28 protein-coding genes and 1 pseudogene are annotated in these 14,245 nt (G+C 53.2%); 28 read left to right on the top strand and 1 reads right to left on the bottom strand.

What is annotated here, in order from left to right:
• Positions 1–130 (bottom strand): annotated as a pseudogene (locus tag CAK78_RS01695) (EamA/RhaT family transporter); the annotation flags it as partial.
• Between the two features lie 356 nt (positions 131–486).
• On the opposite strand from CAK78_RS01695, the gene rpsJ reads away from it, so the two are divergent.
• From rpsJ to rplQ, 28 genes are all read left to right on the top strand, one after another.
• Complete coding sequence (rpsJ, locus tag CAK78_RS01690; protein WP_005307944.1) at positions 487–798, top strand: 30S ribosomal protein S10; 312 nt, start codon at positions 487–489, stop codon at positions 796–798.
• Positions 799–820: 22 nt separating this feature from the next.
• The gene (gene rplC / locus CAK78_RS01685; RefSeq protein WP_005307947.1) at positions 821–1,453 is read left to right on the top strand and encodes a 50S ribosomal protein L3; all 633 of its coding nucleotides are present in this window, start codon (positions 821–823) and stop codon (positions 1,451–1,453) included.
• Between the two features lie 17 nt (positions 1,454–1,470).
• Positions 1,471–2,076: a 50S ribosomal protein L4 gene (gene rplD, locus CAK78_RS01680; RefSeq protein ID WP_005307949.1), complete on the top strand. Its 606-nt coding sequence runs from the start codon at positions 1,471–1,473 to the stop codon at positions 2,074–2,076.
• Complete coding sequence (gene rplW, locus CAK78_RS01675; RefSeq protein ID WP_005307955.1) at positions 2,073–2,375, top strand: 50S ribosomal protein L23; 303 nt, start codon at positions 2,073–2,075, stop codon at positions 2,373–2,375. The genes rplD and rplW overlap by 4 nt, the downstream gene beginning before the upstream one ends.
• A 15-nt stretch (positions 2,376–2,390) precedes the next feature.
• On the top strand, positions 2,391–3,212 hold the full coding sequence (gene rplB, locus CAK78_RS01670) for a 50S ribosomal protein L2 (protein ID WP_026456043.1): 822 nt from the start codon (positions 2,391–2,393) through the stop codon (positions 3,210–3,212).
• Between the two features lie 22 nt (positions 3,213–3,234).
• Positions 3,235–3,513, top strand: a complete 279-nt coding sequence (gene rpsS / locus CAK78_RS01665) for a 30S ribosomal protein S19 (protein ID WP_005307960.1) — start codon at positions 3,235–3,237, stop codon at positions 3,511–3,513.
• A 10-nt stretch (positions 3,514–3,523) separates the two neighbouring features.
• A complete protein-coding gene (gene rplV / locus CAK78_RS01660; protein ID WP_005319741.1) occupies positions 3,524–3,868 on the top strand; it encodes a 50S ribosomal protein L22 in 345 nt (114 codons plus the stop codon).
• Between the two features lie 3 nt (positions 3,869–3,871).
• A complete protein-coding gene (gene rpsC / locus CAK78_RS01655; protein WP_005307962.1) occupies positions 3,872–4,585 on the top strand; it encodes a 30S ribosomal protein S3 in 714 nt (237 codons plus the stop codon).
• A 13-nt stretch (positions 4,586–4,598) separates the two neighbouring features.
• Positions 4,599–5,012, top strand: a complete 414-nt coding sequence (gene rplP, locus CAK78_RS01650) for a 50S ribosomal protein L16 (RefSeq protein ID WP_005307963.1) — start codon at positions 4,599–4,601, stop codon at positions 5,010–5,012.
• Positions 5,012–5,203, top strand: coding sequence for a 50S ribosomal protein L29 (gene rpmC, locus CAK78_RS01645; RefSeq protein ID WP_005307965.1), 192 nt, complete (start codon positions 5,012–5,014; stop codon positions 5,201–5,203). Before rplP ends, rpmC begins: the two co-directional genes overlap by 1 nt.
• On the top strand, positions 5,203–5,451 hold the full coding sequence (gene rpsQ, locus CAK78_RS01640) for a 30S ribosomal protein S17 (protein WP_005307966.1): 249 nt from the start codon (positions 5,203–5,205) through the stop codon (positions 5,449–5,451). Before rpmC ends, rpsQ begins: the two co-directional genes overlap by 1 nt.
• A 147-nt stretch (positions 5,452–5,598) precedes the next feature.
• The gene (rplN, locus tag CAK78_RS01635) at positions 5,599–5,967 is read left to right on the top strand and encodes a 50S ribosomal protein L14 (RefSeq protein WP_005307975.1); all 369 of its coding nucleotides are present in this window, start codon (positions 5,599–5,601) and stop codon (positions 5,965–5,967) included.
• Positions 5,968–5,978: 11 nt separating this feature from the next.
• Positions 5,979–6,296 carry a 50S ribosomal protein L24 gene (rplX, locus tag CAK78_RS01630; RefSeq protein WP_005307977.1) on the top strand — a complete coding sequence of 106 codons (318 nt, stop codon included), beginning with the start codon at positions 5,979–5,981 and terminating at the stop codon, positions 6,294–6,296.
• A gap of 13 nt (positions 6,297–6,309) precedes the next feature.
• Entirely contained in the window at positions 6,310–6,849 is a 540-nt protein-coding gene (gene rplE, locus CAK78_RS01625) for a 50S ribosomal protein L5 (RefSeq protein WP_005307978.1), read from the top strand.
• A gap of 10 nt (positions 6,850–6,859) precedes the next feature.
• Positions 6,860–7,165 (top strand): 30S ribosomal protein S14, encoded by a 306-nt coding sequence (gene rpsN, locus CAK78_RS01620; protein ID WP_005307979.1) that lies wholly within the window; start codon positions 6,860–6,862, stop codon positions 7,163–7,165.
• A gap of 20 nt (positions 7,166–7,185) precedes the next feature.
• Positions 7,186–7,578, top strand: coding sequence for a 30S ribosomal protein S8 (gene rpsH / locus CAK78_RS01615; protein ID WP_005307980.1), 393 nt, complete (start codon positions 7,186–7,188; stop codon positions 7,576–7,578).
• 13 nt (positions 7,579–7,591) lie between these two features.
• Positions 7,592–8,125, top strand: coding sequence for a 50S ribosomal protein L6 (gene rplF / locus CAK78_RS01610; protein WP_005307981.1), 534 nt, complete (start codon positions 7,592–7,594; stop codon positions 8,123–8,125).
• Between the two features lie 9 nt (positions 8,126–8,134).
• Positions 8,135–8,488: a 50S ribosomal protein L18 gene (rplR, locus tag CAK78_RS01605; RefSeq protein WP_094696147.1), complete on the top strand. Its 354-nt coding sequence runs from the start codon at positions 8,135–8,137 to the stop codon at positions 8,486–8,488.
• Positions 8,489–8,502: 14 nt separating this feature from the next.
• The gene (gene rpsE, locus CAK78_RS01600; RefSeq protein ID WP_005307983.1) at positions 8,503–9,003 is read left to right on the top strand and encodes a 30S ribosomal protein S5; all 501 of its coding nucleotides are present in this window, start codon (positions 8,503–8,505) and stop codon (positions 9,001–9,003) included.
• 6 nt (positions 9,004–9,009) lie between these two features.
• Complete coding sequence (gene rpmD / locus CAK78_RS01595; RefSeq protein ID WP_005307985.1) at positions 9,010–9,189, top strand: 50S ribosomal protein L30; 180 nt, start codon at positions 9,010–9,012, stop codon at positions 9,187–9,189.
• A 2-nt stretch (positions 9,190–9,191) separates the two neighbouring features.
• Positions 9,192–9,629, top strand: a complete 438-nt coding sequence (gene rplO / locus CAK78_RS01590) for a 50S ribosomal protein L15 (protein ID WP_005307987.1) — start codon at positions 9,192–9,194, stop codon at positions 9,627–9,629.
• Between the two features lie 8 nt (positions 9,630–9,637).
• A complete protein-coding gene (secY, locus tag CAK78_RS01585; RefSeq protein ID WP_005307989.1) occupies positions 9,638–10,966 on the top strand; it encodes a preprotein translocase subunit SecY in 1,329 nt (442 codons plus the stop codon).
• Between the two features lie 27 nt (positions 10,967–10,993).
• On the top strand, positions 10,994–11,107 hold the full coding sequence (rpmJ, locus tag CAK78_RS01580) for a 50S ribosomal protein L36 (RefSeq protein ID WP_005319705.1): 114 nt from the start codon (positions 10,994–10,996) through the stop codon (positions 11,105–11,107).
• Positions 11,108–11,246: 139 nt separating this feature from the next.
• Complete coding sequence (rpsM, locus tag CAK78_RS01575) at positions 11,247–11,603, top strand: 30S ribosomal protein S13 (protein WP_005307991.1); 357 nt, start codon at positions 11,247–11,249, stop codon at positions 11,601–11,603.
• Between the two features lie 14 nt (positions 11,604–11,617).
• Complete coding sequence (gene rpsK, locus CAK78_RS01570) at positions 11,618–12,007, top strand: 30S ribosomal protein S11 (protein ID WP_005307993.1); 390 nt, start codon at positions 11,618–11,620, stop codon at positions 12,005–12,007.
• Positions 12,008–12,046: 39 nt separating this feature from the next.
• The gene (gene rpsD / locus CAK78_RS01565; protein ID WP_005307996.1) at positions 12,047–12,667 is read left to right on the top strand and encodes a 30S ribosomal protein S4; all 621 of its coding nucleotides are present in this window, start codon (positions 12,047–12,049) and stop codon (positions 12,665–12,667) included.
• Between the two features lie 25 nt (positions 12,668–12,692).
• Positions 12,693–13,682 carry a DNA-directed RNA polymerase subunit alpha gene (locus CAK78_RS01560; protein ID WP_005307997.1) on the top strand — a complete coding sequence of 330 codons (990 nt, stop codon included), beginning with the start codon at positions 12,693–12,695 and terminating at the stop codon, positions 13,680–13,682.
• A gap of 43 nt (positions 13,683–13,725) precedes the next feature.
• Positions 13,726–14,109 (top strand): 50S ribosomal protein L17, encoded by a 384-nt coding sequence (gene rplQ / locus CAK78_RS01555; RefSeq protein ID WP_005307999.1) that lies wholly within the window; start codon positions 13,726–13,728, stop codon positions 14,107–14,109.
• The last annotated feature ends 136 nt before the right edge of the window (positions 14,110–14,245 follow it).

The raw sequence follows: 14,245 nt of genomic DNA, 5'->3' as shown, positions 1-14,245 counted from the left end.
GAACACAGCCTAGCAGCAGTTGCACCGGTTCGAAGTAGGCGAGAGAGATCTTGAAGGCGCTGGCCACCGTCGACCAGAGGGCGACGGCGCAGAGGCCATATTGATAGGCTTTTTTCTGATCTTTGAGCATGAGACGTCGTTCCGGTGATCAAGGCTGTGGCACAGTCTACCAGCCTGTTTGCAACATTGTCGTTACCCGCGCCGGACGGGGGATCATGTGGCGGCGGCAGAGATCCATCCGTCACATAAAATTGTGCACATTCTGTTCGCCCTCCCTTGCGCAAATTGAAAAAATCCGTATAATCCCCTCCGCTTACCCATGAGGTAAGCCAGACGATATGTCTGCTTGCTGAGTTTTTCGCTTGCGAAGGCCAGCCATACAGTCTCCCCGATATGGGGAGAAACGTGAAAAATCACACCTCTGGCGGGAGTAATCTCGGTCGGGCGGTGTTGATTTATGTTCTTTTATCTATTGGAGCTCTGTCAATGCAGAACCAAAGAATCCGTATCCGCCTGAAGGCTTTTGATCATCGCCTGATCGATCAATCCACTGCGGAAATCGTTGAAACTGCTAAGCGCACTGGCGCGCAGGTTCGCGGTCCTATCCCGCTGCCGACTCGCAAAGAGCGTTTCACCGTTCTGATCTCCCCGCACGTCAACAAAGACGCGCGTGATCAGTACGAGATCCGCACTCACAAGCGTCTGGTAGACATCGTTGAGCCGACTGACAAGACCGTAGACGCTCTGATGCGTCTGGATCTGGCAGCTGGTGTAGACGTCCAGATCAGCCTGGGTTAATTACGGAAAGAGGTTGATAACAATGACAATCGGTCTTGTAGGTCGCAAAGTGGGTATGACTCGCATCTTCACTGAAGATGGCGTTTCTATCCCCGTGACTGTTATCGAAGTTGAAGCTAACCGTGTAACTCAGGTCAAATCTGTAGAAACCGACGGCTACAACGCTATTCAGGTTACCACTGGCTCCAAGAAAGCTAGCCGCGTAACCAAGCCGGAAGCTGGCCACTTCGCCAAAGCTGGTGTAGAAGCCGGTCGCGGTCTGTGGGAATTCCGCCTGAACAACGGTGAAACCTTCACTGTTGGTAGCGAGCTGAAAGTAGATCTTCTCGCTGACGTTAAGCTGGTAGACGTTACCGGCACATCCAAGGGTAAAGGTTTTGCCGGTACTGTTAAGCGCTGGAACTTCCGCACCCAGGATATGACCCACGGTAACTCTCTGTCCCACCGTGTACCTGGCTCCATCGGTCAAAACCAGACCCCGGGCCGTGTATTCAAGGGCAAAAAGATGGCTGGTCACATGGGTGCTGAGCGTGTAACGACTCAGAACCTGGAACTGGTTCGTGTTGACGCTGAACGCAACCTGCTGCTCATCAAAGGCGCAGTACCGGGTGCAACCAACGGCAACGTGATCGTTAAACCTGCCGTCAAAGCGTAACGTCTGAGGAGATAGTAATGGAATTGGTAATGAAAGACGCCAAGAGCGCTCTTGAAGTTTCCGAGACTACCTTCGGGCGCGAATTCAACGAAGCTCTGGTTCACCAGGTTGTCGTTGCTTATGCCGCTGGTGCCCGTCAGGGTACTCGTGCGCAGCTGACTCGCTCTGAAGTGTCTGGTGGCGGCAAAAAGCCGTGGCGTCAGAAGGGTACTGGTCGTGCCCGTGCTGGCTCCATCCGTTCGCCCATTTGGCGTTCCGGTGGTGTGACTTTTGCTGCTAAGCCGCAAGATCACAGCCAGAAAGTAAACAAGAAGATGTACCGCGGCGCTATCCGTAGCATCCTGTCCGAGCTGGTACGTCAAGAGCGCCTGATCGTTGTTGAGAAGTTCGGCATCGAAGCTCCGAAAACCAAAGAACTGATCGCCAAGCTGAAAGAAATGGAACTGTCTGACGTTCTGATCGTGACTGCTGAAGTCGATGAGAACCTGTTCCTGGCTGCTCGTAACCTGTACAAAGTTGACGTGCGTGACGTTGCCGGTATCGACCCGGTCAGCCTGATCGCTTTCGACAAGGTTCTGATGACTGCTGACGCAGTTAAGCAAATCGAGGAGATGCTGGCATGATCCGTGAAGAGCGTCTGCTGAAAGTTCTGAAGGCTCCGCACATCTCTGAAAAGAGCACCATGGTCGCAGAAAAGCAGAACACTATCGTGTTCAAAGTTGCTGTTGATGCCACCAAGGCGGAAGTCAAAGCTGCAGTTGCGAAACTGTTCGAGGTCGAAGTTGAGACCGTCCGTACCCTGAACATGAAGGGTAAGACCAAGCGCGCAGGTGCACGCGTAGGCCGTCGTTCCGATTGGAAAAAGGCTTATGTGACCCTGAAAGCTGGTCAGGACATCGACTTCATGGGCGCAGCCGAGTAAGAGGAGTTCTGAAAAATGGCAATCGTTAAGTGCAAGCCTACTTCTCCGGGCCGCCGCCACGTCGTCAAGATCGTCAACCAAGACCTGTACAAGGGCAAGCCCTTTGCAGCTCTGCTGGACAAGAAAGACAAGTCCGGTGGTCGTAACAACAACGGCCGCATCACCACCCGTCACATCGGCGGTGGTCACAAGCAACACTACCGTATCGTCGACTTCAAGCGCGACAAAGACGGTATCCCGGCCAAAGTAGAGCGCCTGGAATACGATCCGAACCGTACCGCAAACATCGCCCTGGTGCTGTATGCAGACGGTGAGCGTCGTTACATTCTGGCTCCGAAAGGCCTGAAAGCTGGTGATGCAATCGCTTCTGGTGCTGATGCCGCAATCAAGGTAGGTAACGCCCTGCCGATGCGCAACATCCCGGTCGGTTCTACCGTTCACGCTGTTGAGATGAAGCCTGGTAAAGGTGCCCAGCTGGCTCGTTCCGCTGGTACTTTCATCCAGATCCTGGCTCGTGAAGGTAACTATGTAACTCTGCGTCTGCGTTCCGGCGAAGTACGTAAAGTTCTGGCCGAGTGCCGCGCCACCATCGGTGAAGTTGGTAACTCCGAGCACATGCTGCGTCAACTGGGTAAAGCCGGTGCAAACCGCTGGCGTGGTATTCGTCCGACCGTTCGCGGTATGGCGATGAACCCGGTAGACCACCCGCACGGTGGTGGTGAGGGTCGTAACAAGGGCATGCAGCCTGTGTCCCCATGGGGCCAGAAGGCTAAAGGCTTCAAGACCCGTAAGAACAAGCGTACCGACAAGTACATCGTACGTCGTCGTAACAAGTAATTGTTAACATAGAGGAATCACCATGCCACGTTCTCTCAAGAAGGGTCCATTTATCGACCTGCACTTGCTGAAGAAGGTAGAGAAAGCGGTGGAAAGCGGGGATAAAAAGCCGGTTAAGACCTGGTCCCGTCGTTCAATGATCATCCCGAACATGATCGGTTTGACCATCGCTGTCCATAATGGTCGTCAGCACGTTCCGGTTTTCGTTACCGAAGAAATGATCGGTCACAAACTGGGTGAATTCGCACCTACTCGTACTTATCGCGGCCATGCTGCTGATAAGAAGGCTAAGAAGCGCTAAGGGATAAATGATGGAAGCTATCGCTAAACACCGTTATGCCCGTACTTCTGCCCAGAAAGCTCGTCTGGTAGCCGATCAAGTACGTGGTCTGTCCGTAGACAAGGCTCTGAACATCCTGACCTTCAGCCCGAAAAAGGCTGCAGTTCTGGTGAAGAAAGTGCTGGAATCTGCCATTGCAAACGCTGAGCACAACGAAGGCGCCGACATCGACGCCCTGCGTGTTGCTACTATCATGGTCGACGAAGGTCCCTCCATGAAGCGCATCCGTCCTCGTGCCAAAGGTCGCGCGGATCGTATCCTCAAGCGTACCGCTCACATCACCGTAGTGGTATCCGACGCTAAGGCTGGGAGATAAGCAATGGGTCAGAAAGTACATCCTAATGGCATTCGCCTGGGTATTACCAAGCCTTGGAATTCTACCTGGTTCGCGAACACCAAAGACTTCGCTGACAACCTGTACAGCGATTTTCAAGTACGCCAGTTCCTGACCAAGGAACTGAAAAACGCGTCCTTGTCCAAGATCACCATCGAGCGTCCGGCCAAGAGCATCCGTGTGACCATTCACACCGCTCGTCCGGGTGTTGTGATCGGTAAGAAAGGCGAAGACGTTGAAAAACTGCGCAAAGCTGTAGCCACTATTGCTGGCGTGCCTGCTCAGATCAACATTTCCGAAGTCCGCAAGCCGGAGCTGGATGGCAAACTGGTTGCCGACAGCATCACTTCCCAGCTGGAGCGTCGCGTAATGTTCCGTCGTGCTATGAAGCGCGCCGTACAAAACGCCATGCGTCTGGGTGCCAAGGGCATCAAGGTGGAAGTTTCCGGTCGTCTGGGCGGCGCTGAAATCGCGCGTACCGAATGGTACCGTGAAGGTCGTGTGCCTCTGCACACCCTGCGTGCCGACATCGACTACGCAACTTCTGAAGCCCACACCACTTACGGTGTGATCGGCGTTAAAGTTTGGATCTTCAAGGGCGAAGTTCTGGGCGGTCTGGCTGCTGTCAACGCTGCCGCTGCTCAAGAGCAAGCTCCTGCGAAGCCCAAGCGTGACAACAAGCGCCGCGCTGCCAAGTAAGGAGATTCGGTAAATGTTGCAACCAAAGCGTACTAAATTCCGCAAGACCCACAAGGGTCGTAACCGCGGTCTGGCCAACTCTGGTAACGAAGTATCCTTCGGTACCTTTGGCCTGAAGGCGACATCCCGTGGCCAGCTGACTGCTCGTCAAATCGAAGCAGCCCGTCGTGCCATGACCCGTCACGTTAAGCGTCAGGGTAAGATCTGGATCCGTGTGTTCCCGGACAAGCCGATTACCGAAAAGCCCCTCGAAGTTCGTATGGGTAAAGGTAAGGGTAACGTGGAATACTGGGTTTGCCCGATCCAGCCTGGCAAGGTTCTGTACGAGATGGACGGTGTACCTGAGGCTCTGGCGCGTGAAGCGTTCGCCCTGGCCGCAGCCAAGCTGTCTGTTCAGACCACTTTCGTAATTAAGACGGTGATGTGATGAAAGCCCAAGATCTGCGTCAAAAGAGCGTCGAAGAACTGAACCAGGAGCTGCTGGGCCTGCTGCGCGAGCAATTCAACATGCGCATGCAAGCTTCCACCGGCCAGCTGGCTCAGACTCACACTCTGAAACAAGTGCGTCGTGACGTCGCACGTATCAAGACTGTACTGACTGAGAAGGCAGGTGCGTAATGACTGATAAAATCCGTACTCTGCAGGGTCGTGTAATCAGCGACAAGATGGACAAGTCCATCACTGTCGCCATCGAGCGCAAGGTAAAGCACCCGATCTACGGTAAGATCATCAAGCGCACTACCAAGCTGCACGTGCATGACGAAAACAACGAATGCAAAGCTGGCGACCTCGTGGAAATCCGCGAATGCCGCCCGCTGTCCAAGACCAAGTCCTGGACCCTGGTTGCCGTTGTAGAAAAGGCCTAATCGGTACTTTGTAGTCTAAACGGCCCCTTGACGGGGCCGTTTGTTTTTTAGGCTACCTTTTCTAAAAATCCTGTGTTATAGTTTCGCGCCTTTTGAAGGCAGCCAGATCCCGAGAGGGATAAGAAGTAAACAAAGCGGAGCACTAAGATGATCCAGATGCAAAGTATGCTGGGTGTTGCCGACAACTCCGGCGCTCGCAGTGTAATGTGTATTAAGGTTCTGGGTGGTTCGCACCGCCGTTACGCCGGCATCGGCGACATCATCAAGGTTTCCATCAAGGAAGCTATTCCTCGCGGTAAAGTGAAGAAAGGTGATGTGTATAACGCGGTGGTCGTACGCACCCGTAAAGGAGTTCGTCGTCCGGACGGCTCTGTCATCCGTTTCGACAACAATGCGGCTGTGTTGCTTAACAACAACCAGCAGCCGATCGGTACTCGTATTTTTGGCCCGGTGACCCGTGAACTGCGTAATGAGAAGTTCATGAAGATTGTGTCCCTGGCACCCGAAGTACTGTAAGGAGTCGAACGATGGCAGCTAAAATCCGTCGCGAAGACGAAGTGATTGTTCTTACCGGCAAAGACAAGGGCAAGCGTGGCAAAGTCACTCAAGTTCTGATTGCTAAAGGTAAGGTAATCGTGGAAGGCATCAACCAGGTGAAGAAACACCAGAAGCCGGTACCCGCACTGGGTCAGGCTGGCGGTATCGTCACCAAAGAAGCCCCCATCGATGTATCTAACGTAGCGCTGTTCAACTCTGCCACTGGCAAAGCTGACCGCGTTGGTTTCCGGATTGAAGACGGCAAAAAAGTTCGTTTCTTCAAATCCACCGGCGAACTTGTGAAGTAATTGGAGTTTAACGATGGCGAAACTGCATGATTACTACAAATCAGATGTAGTAAATGAACTGACCAAGCAGTTCGGTTACAAGACTATCATGCAAGTCCCTCGGATCGAGAAAATCACCCTGAACATGGGTGTTGGTGAAGCGATCTCTGACAAGAAATTGCTGGAAAATGCTGCTGCCGATATGGCTGCCATTTCCGGTCAGAAGCCGCTGATCACCAAAGCTCGCAAATCTGTTGCGGGCTTCAAGATTCGTGAAGGCTACCCGATAGGTTGTAAAGTAACCCTGCGTGGCGAGCGTATGTGGGAGTTCCTGGAACGGCTGATTTGCATCTCCGTACCGCGTATCCGTGACTTCCGTGGCCTGAACGCTAAAGCGTTCGACGGTCGTGGTAACTACTCCATGGGCGTGCGTGAGCAAATCATCTTCCCGGAAATCGACTATGACAAGGTCGATCGCGTTCGTGGTCTGGATATCACCATCACCACTTCCGCGAATACCGATGAAGAAGGCCGTGCTCTGCTGGCTGCCTTTAACTTCCCATTCCGCAAGTAAGGTTAGGGTTATGGCTAAAACATCCATGAAAGCACGTGAAGTAAAGCGTGCGAAGCTGGTAGCCAAGTACGCGACCAAGCGTGCCGAGCTCAAAGCTATCATCGTTGATATGAACGCTTCTGAAGAAGCGCGTTGGGATGCTGTTCTGCAACTGCAACAGCTGCCCCGTGATTCCAGTCCGTCCCGTCAGCGTAACCGTTGCAACATTACTGGTCGTCCGCACGGTTTCCTGCGTAAGTTTGGTCTGTCCCGCATCAAGGTGCGTGAGCATGCCATGAAGGGCGAAATTCCGGGCCTGAAAAAGGCCTCTTGGTAAAGAATCTCGGGAGTTAGACTATGAGCATGCAAGATCCGATCGCGGATATGCTGACCCGCATCCGTAACGGTCAGGCGGCGAGCAAAGTTGCGGTTTCCATGCCTTCTTCCAAGCTGAAAGTGGCTATTGCCAAAGTGCTGAAAGAAGAAGGTTACATCGCTGGCTACTCCGTAGCTGGTGACGTGAAACCGGAACTGGAAATTGAACTGAAATATTTCCAGGGCAAGCCGGTTGTAGAACTGATCCAACGCGTGAGCCGTCCCGGCCTGCGTATTTACAAGCGCACTACTGATCTGCCGAAAGTTATGGGCGGTCTCGGTGTTGCTATCGTGTCCACGTCTAAAGGTGTGATGACTGACCGTGCTGCCCGTAAAGCAAGCATGGGCGGTGAGATCATCTGCTACGTCGCTTAATAGGAGGTAGGAAATGTCTCGTGTTGCTAAGGCACCCGTCACTATTCCTGCTGGCGTAGAGGTGACTCTGAACGGCCAGGAACTGTCCATCAAAGGTGGTAAAGGTTCCCTGGTTCGCTCTATTCACGCCGGTGTAGAAGTGACCAAAGAAGACAATGTACTGAAGTTCGCCCCGCGCGACGGCATCGCTGGTGCTGACGCTCAGGCCGGTACTGCCCGTGCATTGGTCAACAACATGGTAATCGGTGTTACCCAAGGCTTCGAGCGCAAGCTGCAGCTGGTTGGTGTAGGTTATAAAGCCTCCATCAAGGGCAATGCTGTTGCGCTGGCTCTGGGCTTCTCTCACCCGGTAGAGCATGCGCTGCCGGCTGGTGTGACCGCTGAGTGCCCGACTGCCACAGAAATCGTTCTGCGTGGTGTCGACAAGCAGCTGGTTGGCCAAGTCGCCGCCGATATCCGTGCTTACCGCGCTCCGGAGCCCTACAAGGGCAAGGGTGTACGCTATGCCAACGAGCAAGTGCGTACTAAAGAAGCTAAGAAGAAGTAAGGTAACACTATGGACAAGAAAGCAGCTCGTCTCCGTCGTGCTACTCGTGCTCGGAAAAAGATGCAGGAACTGGGAGCTACCCGTCTGGTTGTTCACCGTACCCCGCGTCACATCTATGCGCAGGTTATTGCAGCCAACGGTTCCGAAGTTCTGGCCTCTGCTTCCACAGTAGAGAAGGCCATCTGTGAAGCTCTGAAATACACCGGTAACGCAGATGCTGCTACCGCTGTAGGTAAGGCTATCGCCGAGCGTGCCATTGCCAAAGGCGTTCAGAACGTATCTTTCGATCGTTCCGGTTTCAAGTATCACGGTCGCATCGCTGCTCTGGCAGCTGCTGCACGTGACGCTGGTCTTCAGTTCTAAGCTAGGAGTCGAAGATGGCTAAAGTCGAATCTCAAGCCGGCGAACTGCAAGAAAAGCTGATTGCAGTAAACCGTGTTTCGAAAACTGTTAAAGGTGGTCGTATCATGTCCTTCACCGCGCTGACCGTGGTGGGTGATGGTAACGGCCGTGTAGGTTACGGTTACGGTAAAGCCCGTGAAGTTCCGGCCGCTATTCAAAAAGCGATGGAACAGGCTAAGCGTAACCTGAACAAGGTTGAGCTGAACAACGGCACCCTGCACCACCCGGTGAAAGGTGTTCACTCCGGTTCCACCGTGTTCATGAAGCCGGCCTCTCAAGGTACTGGTATCATCGCAGGCGGCGCTATGCGTGCTGTTCTGGAAGTTGCTGGTATCCACAACGTGCTGGCTAAGACCTACGGTTCCACCAACCCAATCAACGTTGTTCGCGCCACTGTAGACGCTCTGGTTCAGGGTCAATCCCCGGAACAGATCGCTGCTAAGCGTGGTCTGCGCGTTGAAGAAATTCTGGGGTAATGCGACATGGCTAACACTGTAAAAGTAACTCAAACTCGCAGCTCTATCGGCCGTCTGCCAAAGCACAAGGCGACTCTGCGTGGTCTGGGTCTGCGTCGCATTGGTCACACCGTTGAGCTGGAAGATACTCCTTGCGTACGCGGCATGATCAACCAGGTTTATTACATGGTTAAGGTGGAGGGCTAAGCATGCGTCTGAATACTCTGTCTCCGGCCGCTGGTTCCAAGCGCGTTAAGCACCGTCCGGGCCGTGGTATCGGTTCTGGTCTGGGCAAGACCGGTGGTCGTGGTGTTAAAGGTCAAACCTCTCGTTCCGGTGGCGGCAAAGTCCGCAACGGTTTCGAAGGCGGCCAGATGCCTTTGAAAATCCGTCTGCCGAAGTTCGGTTTCTTCTCTCGCAAATCTTTGGTTTCTGCCGAAGTTCGCCTGAACGAAATCGCCCTGGTAGAAGGTGATGTGGTCGACGTGAGCACTCTGAAGCAAGCCGGTGTTATTACCAAAAACATCGTGTTCGCTAAAGTTGTTCTGTCTGGCAACATTGACCGTGCTGTGACCGTTCGTGGTCTGTCCGTCACCAAGGGTGCACGTGCAGCCATCGAGGCCGCTGGCGGTAAAATCGAGGAATAATCAGTACAATGGCTAAGAAACCAGGATTGGATGTTAAAGCACAGGGTGGTCTGAGTGAACTGAAGAGCCGTCTGCTCTTCGTTCTCGGGGCGATTATCGTTTTCCGTGCAGGCTCTTATGTGCCGATTCCTGGTATTGACGCCGCCGTACTGGCCGAGTTGTTCCAACAACAGAAGGGCACCATCATTGAGATGTTCAACATGTTCAGTGGTGGTGCACTCTCGCGTGCTTCTATTCTTGCGCTGGGGATCATGCCGTACATTTCGGCCTCGATCATCATCCAGCTGCTGACTGTGGTTCACCCCGCTCTTGCTGAACTCAAGAAAGAAGGTGAATCCGGCCGTCGCAAGATTAGCCAATATACCCGTTGGGGCACGCTGGTTTTGGGAACTTTCCAGGCCATTGGTATTGCAACCGGTCTGCCGAATATGATGCAGGGACTCGTGACTCATCCGGGTTTGGGCTTCTATTTCACAGCCGTTGTGAGTCTGGTCACCGGTACCATGTTCTTGATGTGGTTGGGTGAGCAGATTACCGAGCGTGGGATTGGTAATGGTATCTCGTTGATTATCTTCACAGGTATCGTTGCTGGTCTGCCTCATGCCATTGGCGCTACGGCCGAACAGGCACGTCAAGGGGAATTGCACATCCTGCTGTTGTTGTTGCTGGGCTTGATTGTTTTCGCAGTGACTTACTTTGTGGTGTTCGTGGAGCGTGGTCAGCGTCGTATCGTCGTGAACTATGCCAAGCGTCAACAAGGCCGCCAGGTATTCGCAGCGCAAAGCACACACCTGCCGTTGAAAGTGAATATGGCCGGTGTGATTCCTGCGATTTTCGCATCCAGCATCATCCTCTTCCCGGGGACCATTACCTCTTGGTTTGGTCAGGGCGAGGGCAAGGTCGCCGATATCCTGCAACAGGTCTCTATGGTCCTGCAGCCGGGTCAGCCCTTGTATGAGATGCTCTATGCAGCAGCCATTATCTTCTTCTGCTTCTTCTATACCGCGCTGGTGTTCAACCCCCGCGAGACAGCAGATAACCTGAAGAAGAGTGGAGCCTTTATCCCGGGGATCCGCCCGGGCGAGCAGACAGCACGTTATATCGATAAGGTTATGACTCGCCTGACATTGGCAGGTGCACTCTATATAACCTTTATCTGTCTGGTACCCCAGTTCCTGATGACTGCCTGGAACGTTCAGTTCTATTTCGGTGGCACCTCGCTGCTGATTATTGTGGTAGTTATCATGGACTTCATGGCTCAGGTTCAGACCCATATGATGTCTCATCAATATGGCGACGTCCTGAGGAAGGCCAACCTGAAGGGCTACGGCCGCTAAAGGTCGGCGTAGTTACGGAGTTAAGCAATGAAAGTTCGTGCTTCCGTTAAGGCAATCTGCCGTAACTGCAAAATCATCAAGCGTCACGGTGTGGTGCGTGTGATTTGCAGCGAGCCAAAGCATAAACAGCGCCAAGGCTAATTTTTTACGGTTAGTACTTGCAACAAATAGTTGTGCTGGCTAATATAGCCAGCCAACTTTTGTTGTGTATTGGTTGACCGCCACGTATCCGCTCACGGGCTTTGTGGTGGTCGTAATCTACTATATGTAGGAGTGAATAGTGGCCCGTATCGCTGGCATTAACATTCCTGACCATAAGCATGCAGTCATCGCTTTGACTGCTATTTATGGCGTCGGTCGTACCCGCTCCAAGGCCATCTGTGCCGCAGCCGGTATCGCTGAGAATGTGAAAATTAAAGACCTGGACGAAGCTCAGATCGAGAGTCTGCGTGAACAAGTAGGTAAATTCACCGTTGAAGGTGACCTGCGTCGTCAGATTTCCATGAACATCAAGCGATTGATGGATCTGGGTTGCTACCGTGGTTTGCGTCACCGTCGTAGCCTGCCTGTTCGTGGTCAACGTACCAAGACCAACGCTCGTACCCGTAAGGGTCCGCGCAAGGCTATCAAGAAGTAACGGGAAGGTAGAAAATGGCTAAAACTCCGACTCGTGCTCGCAAGCGCGTTAAAAAGCAAGTGAGCGACGGTATTGCGCACGTTCATGCATCTTTCAACAACACAATCGTGACCATTACTGACCGTCAGGGCAACGCTCTGTCTTGGGCTACTTCTGGTGGTTCCGGTTTCCGTGGTTCTCGTAAGTCCACCCCGTTCGCTGCTCAGGTAGCTGCCGAGCGCGCTGGTGAGATGGCCAAAGAATATGGCGTGAAGAACCTGGAAGTCATGGTTAAAGGTCCGGGTCCCGGTCGTGAGTCTTCCATCCGCGCTCTGAACGCGGCTGGTTTCCGCATCACTAACATTACTGATGTGACTCCGATCCCGCACAACGGTTGTCGTCCTCCCAAGAAGCGCCGCGTGTAACGCTGTAGCTACTTGGTCTAGGATTGTTGGAGAAAGAAGATGGCAAGATATATCGGTCCTAAGCTTAAGCTTAGCCGTCGTGAGGGCACCGACCTCTTCCTGAAGTCTGGTGTTCGTGCGATTGATTCTAAGTGCAAGATTGACACCGTTCCTGGTCAACACGGTGCGCGTAAAGCGCGTCTGTCTGACTACGGTGTTCAGCTGCGCGAGAAACAAAAAGTTCGTCGTATCTACGGCGTATTGGAAAAACAGTTCCGCAACTACTACCGCGACGCTGCCCGTCAAAAGGGTAACACCGGTGAAAACCTGTTGCAGCTGCTGGAAGGTCGTCTGGACAACGTCGTCTACCGCATGGGCTTCGGTGCTACCCGCGCTGAATCTCGTCAGCTGGTGAGCCACAAGGCCATCATGGTAAACGGTCGCGTTGTGAACATTCCTTCTTTCCAGGTTTCCCCTGAGGACGTGATCTGCGTTCGTGAGAAGGCTAAGAAGCAAGCGCGTATCAAAGCGGCCCTTGAGGTTGCTGGTCAGCGCGAGAAGCCGACTTGGGTAGAGGTTGATGCCGCTAAAATGGAAGGTGCTTTCAAGCGTCTGCCAGAGCGTTCCGACCTGTCTGCCGACATTAACGAACAGCTGATCGTCGAGCTTTACTCCAAGTAAAGCTAGCTTCTAAAGAGAGGACACAATGCTGGGTTCTGTAACAGATTTTCTTAAACCGCGGCTAGTTGACATCGAGCAAGTTAGCCCGACTCATGCGAAAGTGACTCTTGAGCCACTCGAGCGTGGCTTTGGTCACACGCTGGGCAACGCCCTGCGTCGTATTTTGCTGTCTTCTATGCCCGGTTGTGCAGTTACTGAAGTCGAAATTGACGGTGTACTGCATGAGTACAGCAGCAAAGAAGGTGTACAGGAAGACATTCTTGAAATCCTGCTCAACCTGAAAGGTATCGCTGTGAAGCTGGAAGGCAAGGACGAGGTAACTCTGTCCCTGACCAAGTCTGGAACAGGCCCCGTTACCGCTGGTGATATCACTCACGGTGATGAAGTCGAGATCGTAAACCCGGAGCACGTAATCTGCCACCTGACTGGTGCCAATGCTGAAATCAGCATGCGCCTGAAAGTTCAGCGCGGTCGTGGTTATGTGCCTGCTTCTGCTCGTGTTCACAACGATGATGAAGAGCGTCCTATCGGTCGCCTGCTGCTGGACTCCGCGTTCAGCCCCATCGTTCGTATTGCCTACAATGTTGAGGCAGCACGGGTTGAGCAGCGTACCGACTTGGACAAGCTGGTCATCGACATGGAGACCAATGGTACCCTGGATCCTGAAGAGGCCATCCGTCGTTCTGCCACTATTCTGGCCGAGCAACTGGAAGCCTTCGTGGATCTGCGCGATGTCAGCGTGCCCGAGAAGAAAGAAGAGAAACCCGAGTTTGATCCGATTCTGCTGCGTCCTGTCGATGATTTGGAGCTGACAGTTCGTTCTGCGAACTGTCTGAAGGCAGAAGCTATCCACTATATTGGTGATCTGGTACAGCGTACCGAAGTTGAGTTGCTTAAGACTCCTAACCTCGGTAAGAAGTCCCTGACTGAGATCAAGGACGTGTTGGCCTCCCGTGGTCTGTCTCTTGGCATGCGCCTTGAGAACTGGCCGCCCGCCAGCATCGCTGACGAGTAATCCAGATTACGGGTTTCACAGATTTAGTTAGAAGGATAAGGTCATGCGCCATCGTTTGAGTGGTCGTCAACTGAACCGGAACAGCAGCCATCGTCAGGCTATGTTCCGCAACATGGCCAGCTCCCTGGTTCGTCATGAGATCATCAAGACGACTCTGCCTAAGGCAAAAGAGCTGCGTCGTGTAGTTGAACCGCTGATCACCCTTGCCAAGACTGATAGCGTTGCTAATCGTCGCCTGGCATTTGCCCGTACTCGCGATAACGCGATCGTGGCTAAGCTGTTCAATGAACTGGGCCCGCGCTACCTGGAGCGCGCCGGCGGTTATACTCGCATTCTGAAATGCGGTTTCCGTGCTGGCGACAACGCCCCTATGGCTTACATTGAGCTGGTAGACCGCCCGGCCGCTGCTGAAGCAGCTGCTGAGTGATAAAAGAAAAAGCCGGGCTTGTCCCGGCTTTTCTTTTAGTTGATTCTGATACTGCCTCAACTGCCTCAACTGCCTCAACTGCCTCAACTGCCTCAACTGCCTCAACTGCCTCAACTGCCTCAACTGTCTTAACTGC

Source organism: Aeromonas sp. A35_P (assembly GCF_002259925.1).
GTDB lineage: Bacteria > Pseudomonadota > Gammaproteobacteria > Enterobacterales > Aeromonadaceae > Aeromonas > Aeromonas dhakensis.
The sequence above is the reverse complement of the archived record's forward strand: the minus strand, read 5'-3'. Positions and strand labels throughout refer to the sequence as shown.